Here is a 22,829-nt window from a genome sequence, read left to right as displayed (position 1 = left end):
GCGCATCAACGGCATGTCGTGTCGACGAATGCGGCGACCCGGCGTTCGTACTCGGCCTTGCGCGCGTCTTCTTCGCCTGCGGGCGCGTAGGTCATGCGGAACTTCGCTTCGTCGACGCGGCGTTGCCATGCGGTGCACAGCGCCTGCTCGGTGAGCGCGGTGCAAACATCGCGCTTGATCTCGCACGCGGCGCCCATGCCGAGGTTCGGATCGCCATTCAGGCCCGTGGTCGTGAGCGGTGCGCAGCGTTCTTCCGGTGAATCGGTTTCGCTGAGCCAGGTGTCGTTGTCCCACGTCTTGCATTCGAACAACGCCGGAGGCGGTTTGCGGTCCGCCTTTGCAACGGTGGAGGCCGGCAGGGTGTCGGTGGCGGGACCGCGCACGAGTTCGAACTGCGCGCCCGGCGGCGGGCCCATCGGGGCGCGCACCTCGGCGGGCTTCGCGACGGGCGCGGGCGCGGTCGGCAACTCGCCGATGTGGCGCACTTCCTGCTTCGCGCCGGGCGGGCAGGGCGTGTCGTTCTGCATCGTCACCGCGCCCTTGGCGTCGGTGCATTTGTAGATCGTCGTGGCGTGTGCATCGTGGCCCGTGAAAAGGGCGGCGATGAACAGTGCGACGACAAGCGGCGCGGTGGCGAGGGTCGACGTTGCGGCGTGGCTCATGCGCCGAGCGTAGCCCAGCCGTGCGTCATTGGCCGCCGCAATCGTTGGCCAGGCGCGCGTTGAGGCTGCGTTCCTCGACGCGCAGCACATCGCGCTCGCTGGGCATGGCGTTGAAGAAGCGGGTCCTCAGCGCGTCGCGACGGTCGCGCACGCGGTCGCAGACTTCGTCCTGCGGCAGCATGTAGCAGGTGTCGCGCACGAAGGTGGCCGCGTTGGCGTACGGGCCGATGTAGTTCGTCCCGACCATCCCGCCGCCGCCGAAGGCATACGAGGGATAGCCGACCGTCCACAGCGGCACGTAGCGCGGATTGCCTTCGCCGGTGTCGCTCGTGTACGACACGCCGTCGGGCGTGATGCATTCGTACAGCGGGCGCGCCGGGACATAGACGTCGCGCTCGCGCGGATACACGACGACCGGTTCGCCTTGCGCGGGCGCAGGCCTGGCCGCGGGCGCCGGCTTGCGCGGCGCATCGGTGGGCCGCTGCATGGTGCGCGTTTCCTGCTTCTGGTCCTTCGCGCACGGTGTGTCGCGCAGGGTGAGGTGGCCCTTCGCGTCGACGCAGCGATAGATCGTCACGGACTGCGCGTGCGCGCGCGATGCGGCCAGGCCCAGCAGGACCGTACAGGCGACGGCGACAAGGCGGCAGGCGGTGGCCATGCGCGCATCGTGCGCCCGCTTCAGCCGGCGCGCAATTCGGCGCCGGTCGCGGCGTCGCGGATGGCGGTGGGGGCGCGCAGGCCGCCGGTTTCGCCTTCGACGACGCCGTCGACGTGCGCGAGCACGGCGGGCGCGAGCTCGCCGATCGCGAAGGCCGGCGGTTCGCCGGCGAGGTTGGCACTCGTCGAAACGAGCGGTGCGCCGAATGCGCGGCACAACGCGACGACGACCGGGTGATCGCTCACGCGCACCGCGACGCCGTCGTGCGCACCGGTGATCCAGCGCGGCACGCGCGCGGTGGCCGGCACGATCCACGTGCGCGGACCGGGCCATTGCGATCGCACGTCATCGACGCGTTCGCGCGGCAGGCGATCCCATGCGAGCAGGCCGTCGAACTGCGCGAGATCCGCCGCCACCAGGATCACGCCCTTGTCGACGGCGCGTTGCTTGATCGCGAGCAATCGCAGGACCGCGCTTTCGGAAAACGGATCGCAGCCCAGGCCCCACACCGCTTCGGTCGGATACGCGACCACGCCGCCGCCGCGCAGCAGCGTCGCGGCGGCGTCGGGGGCGAGGCGCTGCATCAGGCCTTCTTCGCGACGGCCTTCTTCGCCGCGGTTTTCTTCGTGGCTTTCTTGGCAGCCTTCTTCGCCGTCTTCTTCGCGGCTTTCTTGGCTGTCTTCTTCGCGGCCTTCTTCGCCGGCGCCTTCGCGACCTTCTCCGCGGGCGCCTTCTTCGCAGGCGCGGCCTTCTTCGCCACCTTCTTGCCGAACCGCCCGCGCATCGGCTTGCCCGTCTCTTCCATCAGCTTGATCACTTCCTCGAGCGTCAGCGACGCCGGCTCGCGATCCTTCGGGATGCGCCCGTTCAACTTGCCGTCACTGATGTACGGGCCGAAGCGCCCGTTGAGGACCTGGATCTCGCTGCCGTCGAAGGACTTGATGATGCGGTTGCGCGCGATCTCTTCCTTCTCTTCGATCAGGAACACCGCGCGCGCGAGGTCGATCGTGTACGGATCGTCTTCCTTCTTCAGCGACGCGTACGTGCTGCCGCGCTTGGCGAACGGACCGAAGCGCCCGATGCCGACCGAGACTTCATCGCCGCCGTCCTGGCCGAGCTTGCGCGGCAGCTTGAACAGCTCCAGCGCATCCTCGAGCGAAATGGTGTGCATCGACTGGCCGGGACGGAGCGAGGCGAACGTCGGCTTGTCCTCGTCTTCCGCAGTGCCGATCTGCGCGTACGGCCCGTAACGGCCGAGACGCACGCTCACCGGCTTGCCCGACTTCGGATCGGCGCCGAGTTCGCGCGCACCGGTGGCCTCGGAACGATCGACGCTTTCGGTCTTGTCCTCGACCAGTTCCTTGAACGGGCCCCAGAACTTCTCCATCAGCGGGATCCAGTCTTCCTCGCCGCGCGACACCGCGTCGAGTTCGTCCTCCAGCTTCGCGGTGAAGTCGTAATCGACGTACTGCGCGAAGTGGCTGCTGAGGAACTTGGACACCGCGCGGCCGACGTCGGTGGGACGGAACGAACGGCTTTCCATCTCCACGTACTTGCGGAACAGCAGCGTCTGGATGATCGAGGCGTACGTCGAAGGACGGCCGATGCCGTACTCCTCGAGCGCCTTGACCAGCGCCGCTTCGGTGAAGCGCGGCGGCGGCTGGGTGAAATGCTGGTCGGCGTGCACGCGATCGAGCGGCACGCGTTCGCCGGGCTTCATCGCCGGGAGCTTGCGGCCTTCGTCTTCGTCTTCGGCGCCCTTCGTGTCCTTGCCTTCCTCGTAGACCGCGAGGAAGCCCGGATCGATGACCGTGGTTCCGCTCGCGCGGAAGCTGTGCTCGCTGCCGGCGGCGAGATCGACGCTGACCGTGTTGAGCGTGGCCGGCACCATCTGCGAGGCCACCGCGCGCTTCCAGATCAGTTCGTACAGGCGACGCTCGTCGTCGTTGAGGTAACGCGAGACCTGCGAAGGCGTGCGCAGCGCGGACGTCGGGCGCACCGCTTCGTGCGCTTCCTGCGCGTTCTTCGACTTGGTCTGGTAAAAGTTGGGCTTGTCCGGCAACGCGCGCGTGCCGAAGTCGCGCGCGATGACGTCGCGCATTTCGCTCAGCGCTTCGGCCGACAGGCTCACCGAGTCGGTACGCATGTAGCTGATGAGGCCGACGGTGCCTTCGTCGCCGATCGCCACGCCTTCGTACAACTTCTGCGCGACCTGCATCGTGCGCTTGGTGGTGAAGCCGAGCTTGCGCGCGGCTTCCTGCTGCAGCGTCGAAGTCGTGAACGGCGGCGCGGGGCGGCGCTTGCGTTCCTTGCTCGCCACGTCGGTCACGTGCAGCGCGCCGCCGGCGGCTTTGAGGATGCGCTGGCGCGCGTCTTCGGCGGTTTCGCCGTCGGTGACGGTGAACTGCTCGAACTTCTTGCCGTCGAGCTTCGTCAGCTTGGCGGTGAAGTTCTGGGAAGGATGCGCGAGCTCGGCTTCGATGCTCCAGTACTCGCGCGCGATGAAGGCTTCGATCTCTTCCTCGCGCTCGACGATCATGCGCAGCGCCGGCGACTGCACGCGGCCGGCCGACAGGCCGCGCTGCACCTTGCGCCACAACACCGGCGAGAGGTTGAAGCCGACGAGGTAGTCGAGCGCGCGGCGCGCCTGCTGCGCATCGACGAGGGGCGCTGCGATCGAACGCGGTTGGGTCATCGCTTCGCGGATCGCGCGCGGGGTGATCTCGGTGAACACGACGCGGTGCAGCGTCTTGTCCTTCAGCAGGCCGCGCTCCTTGAGGATCTCGGCGATGTGCCAGGAGATCGCTTCGCCTTCGCGGTCCGGGTCGGTCGCGAGGTACAGCGCTTCGGCGCCCTTGGCGGCCTTGGCGATCGCGTCGACGTGTTTTTCGTTCTTGTCGATCAGGTCGTATCGCATGGCGAAGCCATGCTCGGGGTCGACCGCACCTTCCTTCGGCACCAGGTCCCGCACGTGGCCGTAGGAGGCCAGGACCGTGAAGTCCTTGCCGAGGTACTTGTTGATCGTCTTGGCCTTGGCGGGCGATTCGACGATGAGGAGGTTCTTGGCCATGGGGGGATGGGGGTGGACAAAGAAGGCGACGCCCGGGGCCGGGGCCACGGGCGTCGGTGAGTTTCCTTTTTTAGAGGTGTCACGCGGCCGGCGTCGCTGTCAAGCCGGGCAGCGTCACCATCGCCCGAACGGGGACGGCCGTCGAAGCTCGTCAGTGCACCGGCTCGGGCTCGTCGAGGAACATCTGGGTCTCCATCCACGCGTAGGCGGCCTCGGAGCCGGGCTGGTTGAACAGGACCATCAGCACGACCCACTTGAGGTCGTCGAGGTCGAGTTCGTCCTGGTCCAGGGCGATGGCCCGGTCGAGCACGAGCTCGCGCTGGCCGGGGTCGAGGACGCCGTGCTGTTCGAGGAACAACAGGAATCCGCGGCACTCGACGTCGAGCTTCTCGAGCTCCGGGCCATGGAAGACGCGGGTGGGCCCGCCCGTGCGCGGCGTCGCCGCCTGGGGGCGCTGCTCGGCAAGGATGTCGAGCCAGTCGAGGGCCTTGTGGATTTCGGCGGCGGAGAAGCCCGCCTCGGTGAGCTCGGAGAACAGCGGGCTGTTCTGGAGGGTGTCGCGGTCGCCTACCGGCGGAACGGCGTCGTTGGTGAAGTAGTGCTCGAACAGGTACAGCAGGACGTCCAGGATGCTCTCTTTCATTCTCCCTCGGCCTGCGCCGCGAGGCGCTGTGGAGGTTCAGGATGCTTTGTGGGTATCGCGTCGCGTGTACCGGCCGTGTTCGGAAACCACACGCCCTTCAAGCTCCATGACCAGCAGCATGGAGACAAGTTCGGCGGCCGTCAATCCGGTTCGGAGGACAAGCGCTTCCATAGGGGTTGGGTCGTGTCCGAGCGCTTCCCACAAGCGCTGGGTGTTCGCATCCATGCTCGGTGACGCGTGTTGCAACGCAGCGACTGCACAGTTGGGGGCGTGAAGGCGGCCGCGCAAGTCGTCGGCATACGCGAGTGCGATCGGCGCCAGCGCGGCGATGATTTCCCCCGGCGATTCGACCAGCGTCGCGCCATCGCGGAGGAGGCGATGGCAGCCGCGGCTCATCGGGTTGTGGATCGAACCCGGCAGTGCGAAGACCTCGCGACCCGCATCGCCGGCCAGGCGCGCCGTGATCAACGCGCCCGATTCGTGTGCCGCTTCCACCACGAGCGTCCCGAGCGACAGCGCGGCGACGATGCGGTTGCGCGCGGGGAATCGGCCGGGGTGCGCCTTCGTGCCCGGCGGGTATTCGCTCACGACCGCGCCGCTGGCCGCGATGCGCCGCATCAGGCCCGCGTTGCGGCGCGGATACGCGACGTCGATGGCGGTGCCGAGGACCGCGACCGTCGCTCCGCCTTCGTCCAGTGCGCCCAGGTGCGCGGCCGTGTCGATGCCCAGCGCCATGCCGCTGACGACGCACCAGCCCGCGCGTGCGAAGGCACGGGCGAACTGGCGGGCGTTGTCGAAGCCGCCCGGGGTCGCGTTGCGACTGCCGACGATCGCGATCGATGGGTGCCACAACGCATCGATCGCGCCGTCGACATGCAACGCGCGCGGCGCATCGGGCGTGCGCCGCAACAGCGATGGGTAATCCGGATCGTCGAGCGGCAGCGTCACGTGCATCGCACGAGCGTGCCCCGCAAACGACGACGGCGCCCTAGGGCGCCGTCGCGTTGTGCTGTCGGGAAACCCCGAACCCGATCGATGGATCGATCAGTACGGCGCGTCCGGATGCTTCAGCTCGTAACCGATCTTGGTGGGCTTGATGCCCGACATGATCAGACCGTAGCTGACCTTGTCGTAGGTCTTGAAGACCATGACGTGGCCGGCGAACTCGTCGGGCAGGCGCACGCGCGAGGCGTCGCCGAACAGGTCTTCGCTGCGGTTGTTGCCGTATTCCACGCGGTCCGGCACGTTGCTGCCGACGCGCCAGATCGAGAACACCGTGCCGTTGTCGATGCCGTCGCGCGCACCGACCGACAGCGCGATCACATCGCGCGGGCCGCCGTTCTGGAGCAGGTCGGCGACCGCGATGACGCGGGCGCGGCCGTATTCGAACTGCTGCTTCGGCGGATGCGGGAAGAACTGCAGGTCGTAAGGCTGGGCCTCGACCGGCACGATGCGGTCGCCCGCGCGCACTTCGCGGCCTTCGGCATCGACCACCAGCGTGCTGACGTCATGGCCGTTGCCCTCGACCTGCGAGAGCGAACCGGTCGTGACCTGCACCAGCTCGAAGCCGAGGTGTTCCTGGCCCTGGTCCGGCGTGATCGCGCTGGTCCACATGTTCTCGTAGTCCGCGAAGATGCGGCGGCCACGGAAGTCGAGGTCCTGCTTGAAGAAGATGTCGCAGCACACCTGCCCGCGATCGAGGCGCGTGAACTCCACCGTCGGGCGGATCACCGCGAAGCGGGCGCCCGGCTGTGCGCCGGCCAGGCCGCGGACGTAGATCGCGTGGCCACTGTTGGCGCGCAGGCGGTCTTCCTCGAGCGCGACCACGTAGGGCAGCTGCTCGAACTGATCCATCACGCGGAGGTTCTTGAGGAACGGCTCCACTTCGGACAGCGGCACGCCGGTGACCGGCGTTTCGGCACGCGGGCCTTCCTGTACCGCGACGCGGTCGAGGTAAGCCAGCGAGATGACGTCGCCCGGGTAGATGAGGTGCGGATTCTGGATCTGCGGGTTGGCCTGCCAGATCTCCGGCCACAACCACGGGCGCTTCAGGAACGTGCCCGCGATGTCCCACAGCGTGTCGCCCTTCTTGACGACATAGGTATCCGGGTGATCCCCGCGCGTTTCGACTGCGGCCGCGTAAGTACCGACGGTCAGCAAGGCGACCGCGCAAACCGTACGAAGCCGTTTAAGCATGGCGGCCATGTGTCCGCTCCCCTTGAGTTTTTCCCCTTGAAGCCGGGCCACTATAGCCCACAAGCCGCGGGCCTTTGCAAGCGCGCGGCGCTACAATCGCGACCCTAGGACACCCAGTCGCTTGCGCCTGTGACCGGCGCCCCCATTTGAAAGCCATGGCCCTGCTCCCCATCCTTGAATTCCCCGATCCGCGACTGCGCACCAAGGCCGCGATCATCGAGCCCGCGCAACTGGCGGACCCCGCGTTCCAGCGCCTGGTCGACGACATGTTCGAGACCATGTACGAAGCGCCGGGCATCGGCCTCGCCGCGAGCCAGGTCGACGTGCACCAGCGCTTCATGGTGATTGACGTGTCGGAAGAGAAGAACCGGCCGCTCGTGTTCGTGAATCCCGAGATCCTCGAACGCGCCGGCGAACAGGTCTACCAGGAAGGTTGCCTGTCGGTGCCGACGATCTTCGCCGACGTCACGCGCGCCAACGAGATCCTGGTCCGTGCGCTCGATCGCCACGGCCAGTCGTTCGAGATGCGCGTCGACGGTTTGCTCGCGGTGTGCATCCAGCACGAGATGGATCACCTCGAAGGCAAGCTGTTCGTCGACTACCTCTCGCCGCTGAAGCGCGAGATGGTGCGCAAGAAGCTCGCGAAAGCCCGTCGCACCGCAGCGGCCTGACGACCGCATGCGCATCGTCTTCGCCGGCACGCCGGAGTTCGCCGTGCCGTCGCTCGTCGCGGCCGCGCAGCGCAACGAGGTCGTCGCGGTCTACACCCAGCCCGATCGTCCCGCCGGCCGCGGCCGTGCGCTCACGCCTTCGCCGGTCAAGCTCGAAGCGCTCAAGCGCGGCATTCCCGTGCTGCAGCCCGAATCGCTGAAGACCGAGTTGTCGCACGACGCATTGCGCATGCTGAAGCCCGACCTGATGGTCGTCGTCGCCTACGGCCTGCTGCTGCCGCAGTCGATCCTCGACATCCCGAAGTACGGTTGCTGGAACGTGCACGCCTCGCTGCTCCCGCGCTGGCGCGGCGCCGCGCCGATCCAGCGCGCGATCGAAGCCGGCGATGCACAGACCGGCGCCTGCCTGATGCAGATGGAAAAAGGCCTCGACACCGGCCCCGTGCTGCTCAGGCAGTCGATCGACATCGCGCACGATGAAACCGCGGGCCAGTTGCACGATCGCCTCGCGAAGCTCGGTGCGCAGGTGCTCGCCGATGGCCTGGGCCTGTTGCGCGCCGGCATGAAGCCGGTGCCGCAGCCGCAGCCCGCCGAAGGCGCGACGTACGCACGCAAGCTCGAGAAATCCGAAGCGCGCCTGGATTGGTCGCAGCCCGCCGACGCACTGGAACGCAAGGTCCGCGCGTTCGATCCCTGGCCGATCGCCGAAGGCGACATCGCCGGCGACCTCGTGCGCATCCATCGCGCGGTCGCCATCGACAACCCGGCGAATGCCGCGCCCGGCACCGTGCTCGACGCCGGACGCGACGGCATCGACATCGCCTGCGGCCGCGGCGCGTTGCGCCTGCGCGTGCTGCAACGCGCGGGCGGCAAGGCGATCACCGCCGCCGATTACCTCAACGCGCGCCGCGACCTGCGCGTCGGCGCCGCGCGAACCGAATGAAGGCCGCCGCGCCCGGCGTGGCGCTTCGCGTCGCGGCGGCGCAAACGCTCGACGCGGTGCTGCAACGCGGCCGTTCGCTGAAGGCCGAACTCGCACAGCGCCTCCCCACGCTGCCGGACGTGCGCGACCGCGCGTTGCTGGAAGCGATCGCGTTCACCGCCGTGCGCAGCCAGCCGCGTTACGACGCCGCGCTGAAGGCGTGGATCCCGAAGCCGCTCGGTCGGCGCGACGACGACCTGCGCGCGCTGCTGCAAGTCGGATTCGCGCAACTCGAACTCGGATTGCCCGCGCATGCCGCGGTCGACGCGACGGTCGAAGCCGCGCGCAACATGGGCCGCACGCACCAGGCCGGCATGGTCAACGCGCTGCTGCGACGCGCGCTGCGCGAAGGCTTGCCGCAAGTCGCTGCCGATGCCGCGTGGCCCGAATGGCTGCGCAAACGCATCCGCCGCGATTGGCAGAACGATGCGGACGCGGTGTTCGCCGCGAGCGCGACGCCCGCGCCGATGTGGCTGCGCGTGAATCGCACGCGCATCGATCGCGATGCGTACCGCGCGCGGTTGGGCGAAGCGGGCATCGAAGCGACGACGCCCGAGTTCCCTTCCGATGCGCTCGTGCTCGCCGTGCCCGTCGCCGTGCACGACCTGCCCGGTTTCGAGGATGGCCTGGTGTCGGTGCAGGATGGCAGCGCGCAATGCGTCGCCGATGCGCTGGCGCCGCCGCAAGGTGCGCGCGTGCTCGACGCGTGCGCGGCGCCGGGTGGCAAGTCCGCGCACCTGCTCGAACGCGACCCGACGCTGCAATTGGTGGCGCTCGACATCGACCCGCATCGGCTGAAGCGCGTGCGCGAGACGCATGCGCGCGTCGGTGTCGGTGCGCAGGCGCAGCTGCGCGCCGCCGATGCGACCGAGCCCACGTCGTGGTGGGACGGCGCGCCGTTCGACGCGATCCTGGTCGACGCACCGTGTTCGGCGACGGGCATCGTGCGGCGCCAGCCCGACGTGCTGCGCCATCGCCGCGAAACCGATCTCGATGCATTGCGCGACGTGCAGGCGCGCCTGCTCGACGCGGGCTGGTCGATGCTCGCTCCGGAGGGCGTGCTGCTGTACGCGACGTGTTCGATCCTCGCCGAAGAAAACGAGCAGCAAGTCGACGCGTTCCTGCAACGCACGCCGGGCGCGACGGTCGAGGCGTTGGACGCACGTTACGGCCGCGTCAGCGGCGCCGGTCGCCAGCGCCTGCCGGGCGAAGGCGGCATGGACGGATTCTTCTACGCGCGCCTGCGCAAGTAACTCGCGCCCCCTCCCGTGGTTTAAGGTGCGCCGCATGATCGACGCCCGCCAACGCCGCGACCTGTTCTGGTTCTTCGCGATCGCCCTGCTGGTGCTCGGCGCGGGCATCGGCCTGCGCGATCCGTGGCCCGCCGACGAACCGCGCTTCGTCCTCGTCGCCAAGCAGATGTGGGAGAGCGGGGACTGGCTGTTCCCGCACCGCGGCCACGAGTTGTACGCGGACAAGCCGCCGCTCTATTTCTGGTTGCTCGGCCTCGCGTATGCGGTCGTGCGCGACTGGACGTGGGCCTTCCTGCTGCCTTCGTTGTTCGCCGCGCTCGGCACGTTGTGGCTGGCGTACGACCTCGCGCGCCGGCTCTGGTCGCATCGGGAAGGCCTGTGGGCGGCGACTTGCGTGCTCGCGTGCGTGGCGTTCGTCTACCAGGCCAAGCGCGCGCAGATCGATCCGACGGTCGTCTTCTTCATCACGCTCGGCGTGTACGGCATCGCGCGGCATGTGCTGCTCGGGCCGGCGTGGCGCTGGTTCTGGGTCGGGTGTTTCGCCGCGGGGCTGGGCGTCATCAGCAAGGGCGTCGGGTTCCTCGCGTTGCTCGCGCTGATTCCCTACGCGCTGATGCGATGGCGCGGATGGAACGGGCTCGCGGAGTTGGGTCGCGGCAATGCGATGCGCTGGAGCCTTGGCGCGCTCGCGTTCTTCACGGCGATGGCGGTGTGGTTCGTGCCGATGATCGTCACCGCGTCGACCAGCGGCGACCCGGAACACCAGGCTTACGTGCGCGAGCTGCTCTTCAAGCAGACCGCGACGCGTTACACCAGCGCGTGGCACCACACGCAGCCGGCCTGGTATTTCCTCGAAGTGATCGCGGGCTACTGGCTGCCGTTCTCGCTGGCGTTGCCGTGGTTGTTCCCGCGCTGGCGCGATGCGTTCCGTGCGCGCGAGGCAAGGGTTTGGCTGCCGCTCGGCTGGGCGCTGCTCGTGCTCGTGTTCTTCAGCGCGAGCCCGGGCAAGCGCGACATGTACATCCTGCCGATGCTGCCGATGATGGCGGTCGCGGCTGCGCCGTACATGGATCGCGTGGCGTCGTCGCGCTGGTTCCGGCGATTGCTGCTCGCGTTGTTCGTCGTGCTGGGGCTGGTGTTCCTCGTCGCGGGCGCCGCGGCGCTGCAAGGCGATCCGAGATTCGAATTGAAGATCGAAGCCGAACGCGGGCTCGCGCCGGCGAGCGATGCGTTGTGGTGGCTGCTCGCCGCGACCGGCGCGGGCATGCTCGCCGCGTGCGCGTGGTGGCGCCGCGATGCGATGAAGGCCGCGGGCGTCGCGTTCGCGCTGCTCGTCGTCGTGCTGTTCTCCGGCACCGCGGTGCTGCTCGACGCGGAGAACTCCGCGCGCGCGGTGATGGAGCGCGGCCGCGCGATGGCGGGCGACGATGCGACGCTCGGCCTCGTGGGCTGGAAGGAACAAAACCTGCTGCAGGCGGTGGGCCCCGTCGAGGAGTTCGGTTTCCGCAAGCCGGTCGAACAGCAACTGCAGGCGGGCATCGCGTGGATGCTGGAAGCGCCGGACGCGCGTCGCCTGTTCGTGCTCGACGCCGCGCTCGATGCGTGCGTGATCCGCGAACACGGGCGCGCGGTCGGCACCGCGAATCGCCGCACGTGGTGGTTGCTGGATGCGTCGGCGATCGCGCCCGCGTGCCGGCCGTCGCCAGGCGATGCGTCAGGCGACTGAAGCGCGGGCGAGCAGATCGTACTTGCGCTTGGCGTAACGCGCGTGCAGCCAGTGGAAGCGCCAGCCCGCCGCGCCGTCGATGATCCCGCCGCGCAACAGCAGGTTCTTCAGCAGGTATGCCGTCGCCGCGAACCAGCCGCGCAACGCACCGGCCGTCTTGCCTTTCGCGCGTTGTTCGTCCGCCCACAACGCGGCGTAGCGCTGCAACTTCGTCCAGTATTCGTCGGCGCTGCGCGCGGTGTCGTGTTCGAGCACGATGCGCGAGGGTTTGACGATGCGGCCTTCGACATCGAGGTACTCGTGCACCGCGCGCAGGCCGTGGCGGATGTTCGAACGGAACAGGCGATGCACCGGCTCGCGCGCGAAACTGCCGCCGCGCAGCGCGTGGCCGAGGAAATGCGTGCGGCGCGTGAGCAACCAAACGTCCGCCTGTTCGACGTCACCGGCGAACAACCGCCGCACTTCGTCCTGCGCGCGTGGCTCCAGCCATTCGTCGGCGTCGAGCAGCAACACCCACTTCTCGCGCGCCATCGCGATCGCCGCGTTCTTCTGCAGCGCGAAGCCCTGCCATTCGAGTTGCTCGACGCGCGCGCCGAGCGAGGCCGCGATGCGCACGGTGTCGTCGGTCGAGCCCGAATCGAGCACGATCACCTCGGAACACAGCGCGGCCATCGAACCGACGCACCGCGCGATGCGGTCCGCCTCGTTCTTCGTGATCACGACACCGGACAGGGGCAGGGGTTGCTGCGACATGCACGGGATTATGCCCGCCGCCGGTAGACTGCGCGGATGCCAGCGCCCGACCGTCCTGCCTCCGATCTTCACGCACACGACCGGCCCGCACTCGACCGGCCCGTGCGCGTCCTGCATTTCGTCACCGGCGGGTTTTCCGGCGGCGCCACGCAGGTCGCGATCGCGTTGGTGCAGGCGGGCGTCGACAGCCCGGACATCGAACCGCTGCTCGTGCTGCGTCGCAAGCGCCGCACCGATCCGCGCCGCATCGCCGAACTCGAACAGGCCGGCGTGCCGCTGCGCGTCGTCCCCGGTTGGTCGCATGCCGCGACGATCTGGTCGCTGGTGAAGCTATGTCGCGAGTTCAAGCCGGACGTGCTGGTCGCGCACGGCTTCAGCGAGCACCTGTGGGGGCGCTACGCGGGCCTGCTCGCGAACGTGCCGCACCTGGTGCATGTCGAGCACAACACGCGCGAGCGCTACACCGCGTGGCGCCTGAAGCAAGCGCGCTGGCTCGCGCGACGCACGGATCGCATCGTCGGTTGTTCGGAAGGCGTGCGCCTGCGCCTGCTGGAAACGGGGATGCCGCCGGAACGCACCATCGCGATCCCGAACGGCATCCGCCTCGCACCGTTCGCCGAGGCCGACCAGCATCCGGTCGCGCAGCGCACCCGCGGCATCGTGATGGTCGCGCGCCTGTCGAAGCAGAAAGACCACGCGACGCTGATCCGCGCCGTCGCGCGCCTGCGCGATCGCGGCATCGTCGTGCCGGTGCTGTTCGCAGGCGGTGGAAAGAAACGCCATCGCGCGCCGCTCGATCGACTCGTCGCGTTGCTGGGCGTGCAGGACCAGGTGCGCTTCCTCGGCGTCGCGCGCAACGTGCCGGAGCTGCTGATGACGCATCGCGTCGCCGCGCTCGCCACGCATTGGGAAGGCATGCCGCTCGCGCTGATCGAAGGCATGGCCGCGGGGTGCGCGGTGGTGGGCAGCGCGGTGCCGGGCGTGCGCGAAGTGATCGACGACGGCGTCGATGGTCGCCTGGTCGCGGAGCACGACGATGCCGCGTTGGCCGATGTGCTCGCGACGCTGCTCACGGACGACGCGCAAGCCACGCGCCTCGGCGCCGCGGCCCGCGCATCGGCGCAGGAGAAGTACGGCCGCGAGTTGATGCATGCCCGTTACGAGGCGCTGTTCCTCGAACTCGCGCGCGGGGGTTGAGTCACGTAGCGGACGTCACCAGCGCGAACGTCACCAGCGCAACTTCCGCGCCGCCAATCGACGCGCGAGGTCGTCGCACAACGCACGCGCTTCCGCTTCCCGCAGGTGCGCGATCCGCAACGGCGGCGCCATCGCGGACGCACTCGCCGTATCGAGCCACAACGTCGCCATCCCCCAGCGCCGATCCAGCGGCCCGTGCGACAGCCGCAGCGCCTGCAGCTTGTCGATCTCCGCGAAGCGCCAGTGGCGCGACCACCAACCGCCGCGCACCGCGACGAGCCGCGCGTTGATCGCGTAGCCCGCGTGCTGCGCGTGCTTGCGGGCGACGAACCACGACCAACCGAGCCAGGCGAGCGTGAGCAATCCGACGGGACCGAAGTACCAGGTCGACGCGACCACCAACGCGATCGAGAACGGCACCGACGACAGGAAGTAACGCACCGCGGAACGCGGATGCAGCCGGTGCCATTCGAGTGCGCCCCAACCCGCGTCGGGCAGCAGGTGCTCGATCAATTCGTCGCACGTCGCGGGCGTCGCGATCGGCGCAGGCTCGTGCAGCGCGCGCGACTTGCGGCCCTCGCTGTCGCCGGCGCCGGCCGTGTCGACGAACAGGCTGCGCCGCTTCAACAGCCGATGCATCACGCCTTCGCGCAACGTCCATGCCTGCAGGCGACGGCGGCCGGCGGAACTGCGCGAACGCGCGAGCAGGCCGCGTTCGACGGTGAGGCGGGTGCCTTCTTCGGTCAGGCGGAATCCGTAGTACTGCAGCAGCGCGATCACGATCGACAGCAGGCGCATCAGCGCGAGCAGCGCGACGATCAACGTCGCGGCCGCGATCGCGTACTGCGCGATGCCGAAGTGGTGCTCCTCGGCCCAGCCGAACATGGCACGGCCCCAGGATTCGAACAGCCTTTGCGGCAGGCGGGGACTGAACTGCGTCGAAGCCGCCCACGCGCCTGCGAGGACGAGCAGGCCGCGATTCGAAATCAGGCCGAGGCGCAGCACTTCGGCCGGCGACAACGCGAGGAGTTCCTGCGTTTCCGGCGCGGCGTCGCTCGATGCGTCCGTCGAGGACTGCGCCACGCCGCGATGCCGGATCAGCCGCTCCAGCGCGAGCGCATCCTCCATCTTCAGCACGCGCATCGTGGCTTCGGGCTTCTGCCCGCCGGCAGAATCCAGGCGCAGTTCCGCGACGCCGAACAGGCGATGCAGCACCGATTGCTCGACCGACACGTTGTGGATGCGCGAGTACGGGATCTCGCGACGTTGCCGATGCAGCCATCCGCTGCGGATCGTCAGCCCGTCGGGCCCGACCGACCAGCGATAGGTGAGGTATTGCAACGCCGCGGTGACCGTCAGCACGCCGACGCCGATCAGCGGCCAGAGTTCGTTGCGGTCGCCGCCGAAGAAGAACGCAAGGACGATCGGCGCGATGAACTGCTTCAGCTGCTGCAGCAGCACGAACAGCCACGACCACGGATGCAGCCGGCGCTGGTCAGAGGGCGTCATCGTCGTCGAGCTGGCGGGCGAGGCGATCGCGCAGGGCTTCGGCATCGTCCTGGTCGAGGCCGGAAACCGACACCGCGCTCATCCGGCTGCCCGCGGTGTGGATGATCAGCGTCGCCAGTTTCCAGCGCCGTTCGAGCGGGCCGTGCTTGAGGTCGAGGTGTTGCACGCGCGAAGCGGGCACGCGCGTTTCGCGGAAGAACAGGCGGCCGCGGCGGTATGCGAAGCCGTCGTCGTCGAGTCGCCACGCGGTCGATTTCCAGCGACGCACGCCGACGCGCACGCCGATCGCGATCGCGAGCGCCACGAGCGCGATCATCGCGATCCCGAAGCCCATGCGCCCCGACATCAACGCGACGAACGACAACGGCACCGCGATGAGCGCGCCGAACATCGCATGGCTCAACGCGAACAGCGAACGCGCGCGCGGCGGCAGCGGACGCCAGCCCGCGTGGCCTTCCCCCGGTGTCGCTTCGTCGACGGGCGCGGCCTCGTCGGTCATCGGATCACCCCTGGTCCGTCGGCAACGCGGCGCGTTGCGCGCTCGCAGGGTAGCAGTCCGGCCAGTACGGATTGCCGAGCGCGCTGCCCGGCGCGGGGATCGACCAGCGCTTGTAGGTCCACTGGTATTGCGCGGGGTCGCGGCGCGCGACGCGTTCGACCGCCGCGTTGAGCGCGGCCACGCCTTCGGCCGCGTCGGGCACGGCTTCGAAGCGCAGCGCGAACGCGGGACCGTCGGGGGTGTCGCCGACCCGCTCGCAGTAGCCGAGGAGCACCGTCGCGCCGGTACGCTGCGCCAGCCGCGTGAGCAGCGTCATCGTCAGCGCGGGGATGCCGAAGAACGGCGCGAACTCGCCGTCGCCCGCCTTCGGTTGCTGATCGGGCAGGATCCCGGCCACGCCTCCGGCCTGCAGCAACTTGAACAACTGGCGGATCGCGGGGCCTTCGGCGCGCACCTGGGTCACTCGGCCCTCGTCGCCGTGCGCGGCGCGCACGCGGCGGAGGAAGGCTTCGCCGATGTCCGAATCGGGCGGTGCATACAGGATGGCCAGTGGCGTGCGCGACGCGAGCCACTGGTTGAGCAGCTCCCAGTTCCCGTAATGCGGCGCGGCGACGATGACGCCGCGGCCCGAGGCGACGGCCGCATCGAACAGGTCGACGCCCTGCGTTTCGCGGATCAGTTTGAGATTGCGCGCGTGCGGCCGGGTCCAGAAGCGGAGGGTCTCGATCGCCTGGCGCGATGTCGTGCGCAGTACCGCGGCTTCGAGGTCGTCGCGTTGCGCCGGCAACAATCCGGGATAGGCGAGGTCGAGGTTGCGCCGCACGACCTTCGCGCTGCGCGTGTCGCGCGCGACCCACAGGCGCGCCAGGCCGTCCGCCATCCCCCGCAGCCACGGCCACGGCAGGCGAGCGAAGGCGGTCGCCAGGAAGTGGAGCAGGCCTGCGGCGAAGTCGGTCACGGGGTGCAGTCTAGCGGGCGCGGTCTGTTAGCTTGGCCCGCCCCCATCGCGACGCACCGCCCATGCTTGCCCTGATCCAGCGCGTGTCTTCCGCCAGCGTCGAAGTCGACGGCGCCACCGTCGGTGCGATCGACGCCGGCCTGCTCGCCTTCGTCGGCATGGAACCGGGCGACACCGATGCCCACATCAGGCGCATGGCCGAGCGCCTCCTGGGCTACCGCGTGTTCGAAGACCCGCAGGGCAAGATGAACCTCGCGCTCAAGGACACCGGGGGCGGGCTGCTGCTGGTCAGCCAGTTCACCCTCGCAGCGGATACCCGGTCCGGCATGCGACCGAGCTTCAGCACCGCGGCCGCGCCGGAAATCGCTGAACCGGGCTTCAACAAAGTTGTCGAAACCTGTCGGCAACTTCATGCGGGAAGGGTGGAAACCGGCCGGTTCGGTGCCCATATGATCGTTCGACTGGTCAATGACGGGCCGGTCACCTTCCTTCTCCGACCCTGATTGCCTCGTCCCGACGTTTGCATCGCTACGGGCAATCCAAGCCCCGGCGGGTATAATGCCGGGTTCTCTCAGACCCTCATCTACGGTGGCGCACCACATGGCCAACGAACGCCAGGCCCCCCAGTCCGATATCAAGCAGCTGATCAGCAAGGGCCTGGAACAGGGTTACCTGACCTACGCCGAAGTCAACGATCACCTGCCCGACGACGTCGTCGATCCCGAACAGATCGAAGACATCATCGGCATGATCAATGGCATGGGCATCGAAGTGCATGAAGTTGCACCCGATGCCGAAACCCTCCTGCTCGCCGGCTCCAGCGGCGCAGGCCGCGAAGTCGACGACACCGCGGCCGAAGAAGCCGCGGCCGCGCTGACCGCGCTCGACTCCGAAGGCGGTCGCACGACCGACCCGGTGCGCATGTACATGCGCGAGATGGGCACGGTCGAACTGCTGACCCGCGAAGGCGAAATCGCGATCGCCAAGCGCATCGAGGAAGGCCTCAACCAGATGCTCTCGGCACTGGCGAGCTTCCCGTGGTCGATCCAGTTGCTGCTGGAGGAATACGACCTGCACAAGGCCGGCAAGAAGCGCCTGGCCGAAATCGTCGCGGGCTTCAACGACGTCGAAGAACCGGCCCCGGAAATCCCGGCGGTCGCCGAAGTCGACGAGAACGCGGAAGACGCCGAGGAAGAAGAAGCCGAAGGCGAAGGCGAGGCCGAAGAAGCCGGCCCGACCGGCCCGGATCCGGCCGAAGTCCTGCGTCGCATGGACGAGATGGGCGCGCTCTACCAGAAGTTCCAGAAGTCGTATGCGAAGAACGGCCCGACCGCCAAGCCGGTCGCCAAGCTCCGCGAGGAGATGGCCGAGATCTTCATGACGCTCAAGCTGCCGCTCCCGCTGACCGACACGCTGGTGCGCAAGCTCCGCGACGTCGTGGGCGAGATCAAGGACCACGAGCGCCGCATCCTCGACCTCGCGACGCGCGTTGCGCGCATGCCGCGCAAGGATTTCCTGCGCGCGTGGGAAGGCAACCAGACCAACCTCGGTTGGGTCGACGACGTGCTGAAGCGCAAGCAGAAGTGGTCGTCGGGCCTGCGCGACGTCAAGGACCAGATCATCGCCGAGCAGGAAGCCACCATCGCCGTCGAGCAGGCGCTGTACCTCACGCTGCCCGACATCAAGGAAATCAGCCGCGCGATGGCGTACGGCGAGGCGAAGGCGCGCAAGGCGAAGAAGGAAATGGTCGAGGCCAACCTGCGCCTCGTGATTTCGATCGCCAAGAAGTACACCAACCGCGGCCTGCAGTTCCTCGACCTCATCCAGGAAGGCAACATCGGCCTGATGAAGGCGGTCGACAAGTTCGAATACCGCCGCGGCTACAAGTTCTCGACGTACGCGACGTGGTGGATCCGCCAGGCGATCACCCGTTCGATCGCCGACCAGGCGCGCACCATCCGCATCCCGGTGCACATGATCGAGACGATCAACAAGCTCAACCGCATTTCCCGCCAGATGCTCCAGCAGTTCGGCCGCGAGGCCACGCCGGAGGAGCTGGCCAAGGAAATGGACATGCCCGAGGACAAGATCCGCAAGGTCATGAAGATCGCGAAGGAACCGATCTCCATGGAGACCCCGATCGGCGACGACGAGGACTCGCACCTGGGCGACTTCATCGAGGACACCAACGTGGAGTCCCCGATCGAGAGCACCACCAACATCAACCTGTCGGAAACGGTCCGCGACGTGCTCGCCGGCCTGACCCCGAGGGAAGCGAAGGTGCTGCGCATGCGCTTCGGCATCGACATGAACACCGACCACACCCTCGAGGAAGTCGGCAAGCAGTTCGACGTCACCCGCGAGCGCATCCGCCAGATCGAAGCCAAGGCGCTGCGCAAGCTGCGCCATCCGAGCCGCAGCGAACAACTGCGCAGCTTCCTCGACATCGACTGATCGACGTCGCGCAAGCGAACGAGAAAAAAGCCCCGCCAAGTGCGGGGCTTTTTTTACGCCCCGAACGGCCGGATCGTCTGCGCCCGCGTATCGGGCTGCGTGGATGCGGGCGTCGTGCCGATCGCCCACATGGCGAACACGGCGGCGAACACGGCGGCGACGATCAGGAGATGGCGGGCTTTCATGGCGAAGCTCCGGGAGGGAAAGGGGTCTTCCAGCGAGCGCACTCTGCGCCCACCCCGGCGAGGCGGCCCTGATCCAGGTCAAGCCGGTAAGATGCCGGCGCGCGGGGGCCTATAGCTCAATGGTTAGAGCAGAGGACTCATAATCCTTTGGTTCCAGGTTCGAGTCCTGGTGGGCCCACCATCAAGCACGTCTTGTTCCTCTGCAGCCGCAACCGCCTGCGCAGCCCGACTGCGGAGCAGGTGTTCGCCGATTGGCCCGAAGTCGAAACGGCATCCGCCGGCCTGGCGCCCGATGCGGAGACACCGCTGACGCCGGACCTGCTCGAATGGGCGGATCTCGTCTTCGTCATGGAACGCGCGCATCGCGCGAAGCTGACGTCGCGCTTCGCACGACACCTCAACGGAAAGCGCGTCGTCTCGCTCGACATTCCCGACGACTACGACTTCATGCAGGAGGAGCTCGTGGCGTTGCTTCGCAGGAAAGTACCGCCGCACCTGCGTTGAATGAGGATGTGCGCATCGATCGTGCGCTACTGCCGCCAACGCGCCCCGAACTGCGTTGCGCATAAGACCACGTCGCAACACGGGAGCACGTCGTGAAGCTCAGCAAGGAATCGAAAGGCATGGGCATGCCTTGGGAAGACTCGTACGGCTACGCGCAGGCGGTGAAGGTCGGCGACACGATCTACCTCTCGGGCCAGCTCAGCCATGACGCGCAAGGCAACATGGTCGGTGCGCCGCCGCTCGACGAGAAGGGCCGGATCCTGGATCACGCGAACATGGAGATCCAGATGCGGCAGACGTACGAGAACGCGAAGTCGCTGCTCGGCCAATTCGGCGCGACGCTGGACAACGTCGTCGAGGAAGTCCTGTACGTGACCGACATGGATGCCGCGTTCGCCGTGGCGGGGACGGTGCGCAAGGCGGCTTACGGTGTCGAGAAACCGAATGTCGCGAGCACCGTGTTGGTTACGCCGCGGCTTGCATTGCCGACGCAGCTGATCGAGATCAAGTTCGTCGCGAAAGTCTGACCCGTCGTCGCCCGCAACGCCTTGCGACAGGCGTTGCGGACCACGCATCCGTTACTTCGAGACGAACCGAATCGCCTCCGCCACCGCCTTCGGATCCTCGCGATGGATGTTGTGCCCGGTCGCGAAGTACCGATGCACGCCACGCGCATAGCTCGCGAACAGCGCAGCATGTTGTTGCTTCCACAGCGCCTTGCCGGCAGCCGTTTCCTCGAACACGAACGGCTCGGCCGCCACCGACGTGTCGGTCAGCAGCGCGACGGGGGCGTCGGGCTGCGTGCGCGCCGCTTCCGCAGCGGGCGTATCGAGTTGCGCGATCAGCAGCTTGTAGTCCTCGGCGAGGTTCGGCGGCAGCATCGACAGCAGCGCCTTGTCGTCGGCGAGCAGGCGTGCTTCGTTGTCTTGGCGAAACGCGTGGCGCTGACCCATCGTCGCCGGGTCGACGAGCACGAGTCCTTGCACGCGATCGGCATGCAGGCGCGCGAATTCGGTCGCGAGCAGGCCGCCGTACGAGTGTCCGACGAGCACGACCTTGCCCTTCGGCGCGACCGTGTCGATCACGGCCTCGAGATCCTGGAGGTGCGCTTCGATGGTCTTCGGCTTGCCGTCGGTGCCTGACTTGCCGAGGCCCGCGCGCGCGTACGCGACACAACGGCACTCGGCGCCCAGGTCGGCGATCACGCCCTTCCATGCATCGGCGCCCTGGCCGAAACCCGACTCGAACACGACGACCGTGGGTCCGTCTCCAACTTGTTCCGCCTGCAATGCGTAGCCCGTGCGTTCGACGCGCAGTTCGCCCGCCTGCACGGTCCCGGCGCACAGCAGCGCCAGCGACAACGCCCACGACCACTTCCAATTCGGCATTCGATTACGCACGCAATTCCCTTTGTGAGGTGAAAGGATGCGCAGTGTAGTCCGCTTCTTGGCGCGCGCTGCGTTGTCCACTGCGACGCCCGGGGAGGAGTCGGCATGCATCGCATTGCGTGGGTCGCGTTGTTCGCAGTCGCCTTGTCGGCTTGTTCGCGCAGTGAAGCCCCCGTCGCACCGTCGGCCGCCAAGCGCGCAGCGGCGACCATTCCGCCGCCCGCCGGCGATCCCATCGAAGGCCTCCGCGTCGCCACGCGCGTCGGCTGCAACGGCTGCCACCGCGACGGCGGACGCGGCGGCATCTTCATGGACGACCCCAAACAGGGCCTGATCGTCGCGCCGAACCTGACGCAACGCCGCGCGCTGTACGACGACGCTGCGTTCGCTGCGTTGTTGCGCGAAGGCAAGACGCACGACGGCCACGTGCCGCTCATGATGCCGATCAAGATGTTCCAGCACCTGAGCGATCGCGAAGTGCGCGACATCACCGCGTGGTTGCGCGCGCTGCCCGACATCGACAATCCCGGATTGCCGCAAGGCAAATGGTCGGAGGACGTCGTCCGCCAGGTGCGCGATGGCACGTACATCTATCTCGACGACATGCGCCCGGATCCGGGCAACATGCCACCCGCCGCGCCGCCCGCGGAACCGCTCGCACTCGGCAAGCACCTCGCGATGACCTCATGCGGCGAATGCCACGCGTGGGATCTCAACGGATGGCCCGGCGATTCCGCGCCGTCGCTGATCGTCGCGAAGGCCTACACACCGGAGGCGTTCGCGCGCCTGATGAAAACCGGCGTCACCGCCGCCGGTACCGAATCGAAGACCGGCCTGATGTCGCAGATGGGGCGGCAACGCTTCCACGTGCTGACGGACGCGGAAGTCGCCGCGTTGAAGCTGTACCTGGATTCGCGCTGACGCGGACGTCGCTCAGAACTTCTCGCCGACGGGAAAGTAGCGCCACGTCCCGACCGGCATCTTGCCCAGCGGCACCCTGCCGATGCGGATGCGGCGGATCGCGACGACGTCGAGCCCGACTTGCCTGCACATGTCGCGCAGTTGTCCGGGCCGCGGTTCCTTGATGGCGAAGCGCAAGCGAATTTCGTTCTGCCAGCTGACTTTGCACGGCGGGATTTCGCGCCCCTCGAAACGCAGGCCGTGGTTGAGCCTGGCCAAACCGTAGGGCGCGATGTCGCCGTCGACTTCCACGATGTACTCGTGTTCGATCTTCGCCGCGTCCTCGGTGAGCCGGCGCCAGATACGGCCGTCCTGCGTGAACACCATCAGGCCACTGGCGTCGTTGTCGAGGTCGACGAGGGGCGTGAGGCGGATGAAGTGCGCATCGCGCATTTCGATGCCGCTGGAGGCTTCCGTCCACCGCGACTCCGGCGTGACCAGTGCGCGCGCCGGCTTGTGTCCTTCGATGGCGTCATGGCCGACCGGTTTGTGCAGCAGGATCGTCGCGGGTTCGAGGCTCGGGTCGCGCGTGTCGGTGTGCATGACGAGTTTCCCTGTCCG

At 68.0% G+C, this 22,829-nt stretch carries 24 protein-coding genes and 1 tRNA gene; 11 read left to right on the top strand and 14 right to left on the bottom strand.

The window, feature by feature from the left end; all coding sequences use genetic code 11:
- Positions 1-5 precede the first annotated feature (5 nt).
- From LK996_RS07605 to LK996_RS07575, 7 genes are all read right to left on the bottom strand, one after another.
- Positions 6-662: a DUF4124 domain-containing protein gene (locus LK996_RS07605; protein ID WP_230526514.1), complete on the bottom strand. Its 657-nt coding sequence runs from the start codon at positions 660-662 to the stop codon at positions 6-8.
- 25 nt (positions 663-687) lie between these two features.
- Complete coding sequence (locus tag LK996_RS07600) at positions 688-1,320, bottom strand: DUF4124 domain-containing protein (protein WP_230526513.1); 633 nt, start codon at positions 1,318-1,320, stop codon at positions 688-690.
- A 20-nt stretch (positions 1,321-1,340) separates the two neighbouring features.
- The gene (tsaC, locus tag LK996_RS07595; protein WP_230526512.1) at positions 1,341-1,904 is read right to left on the bottom strand and encodes an L-threonylcarbamoyladenylate synthase type 1 TsaC; all 564 of its coding nucleotides are present in this window, start codon (positions 1,902-1,904) and stop codon (positions 1,341-1,343) included.
- Positions 1,904-4,390 (bottom strand): DNA topoisomerase I, encoded by a 2,487-nt coding sequence (locus LK996_RS07590; RefSeq protein WP_230526511.1) that lies wholly within the window; start codon positions 4,388-4,390, stop codon positions 1,904-1,906. Before LK996_RS07590 ends, tsaC begins: the two co-directional genes overlap by 1 nt.
- Before the next feature lie 151 nt (positions 4,391-4,541).
- Positions 4,542-5,033 carry a DUF494 family protein gene (locus tag LK996_RS07585; protein WP_230526510.1) on the bottom strand — a complete coding sequence of 164 codons (492 nt, stop codon included), beginning with the start codon at positions 5,031-5,033 and terminating at the stop codon, positions 4,542-4,544.
- Positions 5,034-5,069: 36 nt separating this feature from the next.
- Positions 5,070-5,987, bottom strand: a complete 918-nt coding sequence (gene dprA / locus LK996_RS07580) for a DNA-processing protein DprA (RefSeq protein WP_230526509.1) — start codon at positions 5,985-5,987, stop codon at positions 5,070-5,072.
- A 90-nt stretch (positions 5,988-6,077) separates the two neighbouring features.
- The gene (locus LK996_RS07575; protein ID WP_230526866.1) at positions 6,078-7,229 is read right to left on the bottom strand and encodes a LysM peptidoglycan-binding domain-containing protein; all 1,152 of its coding nucleotides are present in this window, start codon (positions 7,227-7,229) and stop codon (positions 6,078-6,080) included.
- Positions 7,230-7,384: 155 nt separating this feature from the next.
- Between LK996_RS07575 and def the strand changes: the two genes are divergently transcribed.
- The 4 genes from def to LK996_RS07555 are packed head-to-tail and all read left to right on the top strand — an operon-like array spanning position 7,385 to position 11,861.
- A complete protein-coding gene (gene def, locus LK996_RS07570; RefSeq protein WP_230526508.1) occupies positions 7,385-7,900 on the top strand; it encodes a peptide deformylase in 516 nt (171 codons plus the stop codon).
- A 7-nt stretch (positions 7,901-7,907) separates the two neighbouring features.
- Complete coding sequence (gene fmt, locus LK996_RS07565; protein WP_230526507.1) at positions 7,908-8,843, top strand: methionyl-tRNA formyltransferase; 936 nt, start codon at positions 7,908-7,910, stop codon at positions 8,841-8,843.
- Positions 8,840-10,135, top strand: coding sequence for a 16S rRNA (cytosine(967)-C(5))-methyltransferase RsmB (gene rsmB / locus LK996_RS07560; protein WP_230526506.1), 1,296 nt, complete (start codon positions 8,840-8,842; stop codon positions 10,133-10,135). The genes fmt and rsmB overlap by 4 nt, the downstream gene beginning before the upstream one ends.
- A 34-nt stretch (positions 10,136-10,169) precedes the next feature.
- Complete coding sequence (locus LK996_RS07555; RefSeq protein WP_230526505.1) at positions 10,170-11,861, top strand: ArnT family glycosyltransferase; 1,692 nt, start codon at positions 10,170-10,172, stop codon at positions 11,859-11,861.
- On the opposite strand, the gene LK996_RS07550 is transcribed toward LK996_RS07555, so the two are convergent.
- Positions 11,850-12,614, bottom strand: a complete 765-nt coding sequence (locus tag LK996_RS07550) for a glycosyltransferase family 2 protein (protein WP_230526504.1) — start codon at positions 12,612-12,614, stop codon at positions 11,850-11,852. The two genes, LK996_RS07555 and LK996_RS07550, sit on opposite strands and share 12 nt — an antisense overlap.
- Before the next feature lie 36 nt (positions 12,615-12,650).
- Here LK996_RS07550 and LK996_RS07545 point away from each other — a divergent pair, with 36 nt between their 5' ends.
- Entirely contained in the window at positions 12,651-13,811 is a 1,161-nt protein-coding gene (locus LK996_RS07545; protein ID WP_230526503.1) for a glycosyltransferase, read from the top strand.
- Between the two features lie 30 nt (positions 13,812-13,841).
- Here LK996_RS07545 and LK996_RS07540 read toward each other — a convergent pair whose 3' ends face one another.
- The 3 genes from LK996_RS07540 to LK996_RS07530 are packed head-to-tail and all read right to left on the bottom strand — an operon-like array spanning position 13,842 to position 16,786.
- A complete protein-coding gene (locus LK996_RS07540) occupies positions 13,842-15,365 on the bottom strand; it encodes a PH domain-containing protein (protein ID WP_230526502.1) in 1,524 nt (507 codons plus the stop codon).
- Positions 15,307-15,819, bottom strand: a complete 513-nt coding sequence (locus LK996_RS07535) for a PH domain-containing protein (protein ID WP_230526501.1) — start codon at positions 15,817-15,819, stop codon at positions 15,307-15,309. Before LK996_RS07535 ends, LK996_RS07540 begins: the two co-directional genes overlap by 59 nt.
- A 4-nt stretch (positions 15,820-15,823) precedes the next feature.
- The gene (locus tag LK996_RS07530) at positions 15,824-16,786 is read right to left on the bottom strand and encodes a lauroyl acyltransferase (RefSeq protein ID WP_255656644.1); all 963 of its coding nucleotides are present in this window, start codon (positions 16,784-16,786) and stop codon (positions 15,824-15,826) included.
- Positions 16,787-16,839: 53 nt separating this feature from the next.
- Between LK996_RS07530 and dtd the strand changes: the two genes are divergently transcribed.
- Positions 16,840-17,280: a D-aminoacyl-tRNA deacylase gene (dtd, locus tag LK996_RS07525; RefSeq protein ID WP_230526499.1), complete on the top strand. Its 441-nt coding sequence runs from the start codon at positions 16,840-16,842 to the stop codon at positions 17,278-17,280.
- Between the two features lie 97 nt (positions 17,281-17,377).
- Positions 17,378-19,231 carry an RNA polymerase sigma factor RpoD gene (rpoD, locus tag LK996_RS07520; RefSeq protein WP_230526498.1) on the top strand — a complete coding sequence of 618 codons (1,854 nt, stop codon included), beginning with the start codon at positions 17,378-17,380 and terminating at the stop codon, positions 19,229-19,231.
- A 53-nt stretch (positions 19,232-19,284) separates the two neighbouring features.
- Here rpoD and LK996_RS16580 read toward each other — a convergent pair whose 3' ends face one another.
- Positions 19,285-19,416: a hypothetical protein gene (locus LK996_RS16580; protein ID WP_255656497.1), complete on the bottom strand. Its 132-nt coding sequence runs from the start codon at positions 19,414-19,416 to the stop codon at positions 19,285-19,287.
- 105 nt (positions 19,417-19,521) lie between these two features.
- Here LK996_RS16580 and LK996_RS07515 point away from each other — a divergent pair.
- The 3 genes from LK996_RS07515 to LK996_RS07505 all read left to right on the top strand — a co-directional run bounded on the left by LK996_RS07515 (position 19,522) and on the right by LK996_RS07505 (position 20,447).
- Positions 19,522-19,597, top strand: a tRNA-Ile gene (locus tag LK996_RS07515).
- Positions 19,598-19,608: 11 nt separating this feature from the next.
- Positions 19,609-19,920, top strand: coding sequence for a low molecular weight protein tyrosine phosphatase family protein (locus tag LK996_RS07510; protein WP_230526497.1), 312 nt, complete (start codon positions 19,609-19,611; stop codon positions 19,918-19,920).
- A gap of 92 nt (positions 19,921-20,012) precedes the next feature.
- On the top strand, positions 20,013-20,447 hold the full coding sequence (locus LK996_RS07505; protein ID WP_230526496.1) for a RidA family protein: 435 nt from the start codon (positions 20,013-20,015) through the stop codon (positions 20,445-20,447).
- A 51-nt stretch (positions 20,448-20,498) separates the two neighbouring features.
- On the opposite strand, the gene LK996_RS07500 is transcribed toward LK996_RS07505, so the two are convergent.
- Positions 20,499-21,308, bottom strand: a complete 810-nt coding sequence (locus LK996_RS07500; RefSeq protein ID WP_230526495.1) for an alpha/beta fold hydrolase — start codon at positions 21,306-21,308, stop codon at positions 20,499-20,501.
- Positions 21,309-21,413: 105 nt separating this feature from the next.
- Between LK996_RS07500 and LK996_RS07495 the strand changes: the two genes are divergently transcribed.
- On the top strand, positions 21,414-22,229 hold the full coding sequence (locus LK996_RS07495) for a c-type cytochrome (protein ID WP_230526494.1): 816 nt from the start codon (positions 21,414-21,416) through the stop codon (positions 22,227-22,229).
- 12 nt (positions 22,230-22,241) lie between these two features.
- On the opposite strand, the gene LK996_RS07490 is transcribed toward LK996_RS07495, so the two are convergent.
- Positions 22,242-22,811, bottom strand: a complete 570-nt coding sequence (locus LK996_RS07490; protein WP_230526493.1) for a pseudouridine synthase — start codon at positions 22,809-22,811, stop codon at positions 22,242-22,244.
- Between the last annotated feature and the right edge of the window lie 18 nt (positions 22,812-22,829).

Origin of the sequence: Noviluteimonas lactosilytica (assembly GCF_020866925.1) — a bacterium.
Taxonomy (GTDB): domain Bacteria; phylum Pseudomonadota; class Gammaproteobacteria; order Xanthomonadales; family Xanthomonadaceae; genus Noviluteimonas; species Noviluteimonas lactosilytica.
This window is presented reverse-complemented; position numbering and strand designations above follow the sequence as displayed.

What these genes read in the sequence shown, in the direction of transcription:
- fmt (WP_230526507.1), top strand. Translation starts at nt 7,908, where the DNA reads ATGCGCATCGTCTTCGCCGGCACGCCGGAGTTCGCCGTGCCGTCGCTC.
- LK996_RS07590 (WP_230526511.1), bottom strand. Translation starts at nt 4,390, where the DNA reads ATGGCCAAGAACCTCCTCATCGTCGAATCGCCCGCCAAGGCCAAGACG.
- LK996_RS07535 (WP_230526501.1), bottom strand. Translation starts at nt 15,819, where the DNA reads ATGACCGACGAGGCCGCGCCCGTCGACGAAGCGACACCGGGGGAAGGC.
- tsaC (WP_230526512.1), bottom strand. Translation starts at nt 1,904, where the DNA reads ATGCAGCGCCTCGCCCCCGACGCCGCCGCGACGCTGCTGCGCGGCGGC.
- LK996_RS07500 (WP_230526495.1), bottom strand. Translation starts at nt 21,308, where the DNA reads ATGCCGAATTGGAAGTGGTCGTGGGCGTTGTCGCTGGCGCTGCTGTGC.
- LK996_RS07585 (WP_230526510.1), bottom strand. Translation starts at nt 5,033, where the DNA reads ATGAAAGAGAGCATCCTGGACGTCCTGCTGTACCTGTTCGAGCACTAC.
- LK996_RS07555 (WP_230526505.1), top strand. Translation starts at nt 10,170, where the DNA reads ATGATCGACGCCCGCCAACGCCGCGACCTGTTCTGGTTCTTCGCGATC.
- LK996_RS07490 (WP_230526493.1), bottom strand. Translation starts at nt 22,811, where the DNA reads ATGCACACCGACACGCGCGACCCGAGCCTCGAACCCGCGACGATCCTG.
- LK996_RS07600 (WP_230526513.1), bottom strand. Translation starts at nt 1,320, where the DNA reads ATGGCCACCGCCTGCCGCCTTGTCGCCGTCGCCTGTACGGTCCTGCTG.
- LK996_RS07540 (WP_230526502.1), bottom strand. Translation starts at nt 15,365, where the DNA reads ATGCCGAAGCCCTGCGCGATCGCCTCGCCCGCCAGCTCGACGACGATG.
- LK996_RS16580 (WP_255656497.1), bottom strand. Translation starts at nt 19,416, where the DNA reads ATGAAAGCCCGCCATCTCCTGATCGTCGCCGCCGTGTTCGCCGCCGTG.
- LK996_RS07495 (WP_230526494.1), top strand. Translation starts at nt 21,414, where the DNA reads ATGCATCGCATTGCGTGGGTCGCGTTGTTCGCAGTCGCCTTGTCGGCT.
- rpoD (WP_230526498.1), top strand. Translation starts at nt 17,378, where the DNA reads ATGGCCAACGAACGCCAGGCCCCCCAGTCCGATATCAAGCAGCTGATC.
- LK996_RS07575 (WP_230526866.1), bottom strand. Translation starts at nt 7,229, where the DNA reads ATGCTTAAACGGCTTCGTACGGTTTGCGCGGTCGCCTTGCTGACCGTC.
- rsmB (WP_230526506.1), top strand. Translation starts at nt 8,840, where the DNA reads ATGAAGGCCGCCGCGCCCGGCGTGGCGCTTCGCGTCGCGGCGGCGCAA.
- dtd (WP_230526499.1), top strand. Translation starts at nt 16,840, where the DNA reads ATGCTTGCCCTGATCCAGCGCGTGTCTTCCGCCAGCGTCGAAGTCGAC.
- dprA (WP_230526509.1), bottom strand. Translation starts at nt 5,987, where the DNA reads ATGCACGTGACGCTGCCGCTCGACGATCCGGATTACCCATCGCTGTTG.
- LK996_RS07545 (WP_230526503.1), top strand. Translation starts at nt 12,651, where the DNA reads ATGCCAGCGCCCGACCGTCCTGCCTCCGATCTTCACGCACACGACCGG.
- LK996_RS07550 (WP_230526504.1), bottom strand. Translation starts at nt 12,614, where the DNA reads ATGTCGCAGCAACCCCTGCCCCTGTCCGGTGTCGTGATCACGAAGAAC.
- def (WP_230526508.1), top strand. Translation starts at nt 7,385, where the DNA reads ATGGCCCTGCTCCCCATCCTTGAATTCCCCGATCCGCGACTGCGCACC.
- LK996_RS07605 (WP_230526514.1), bottom strand. Translation starts at nt 662, where the DNA reads ATGAGCCACGCCGCAACGTCGACCCTCGCCACCGCGCCGCTTGTCGTC.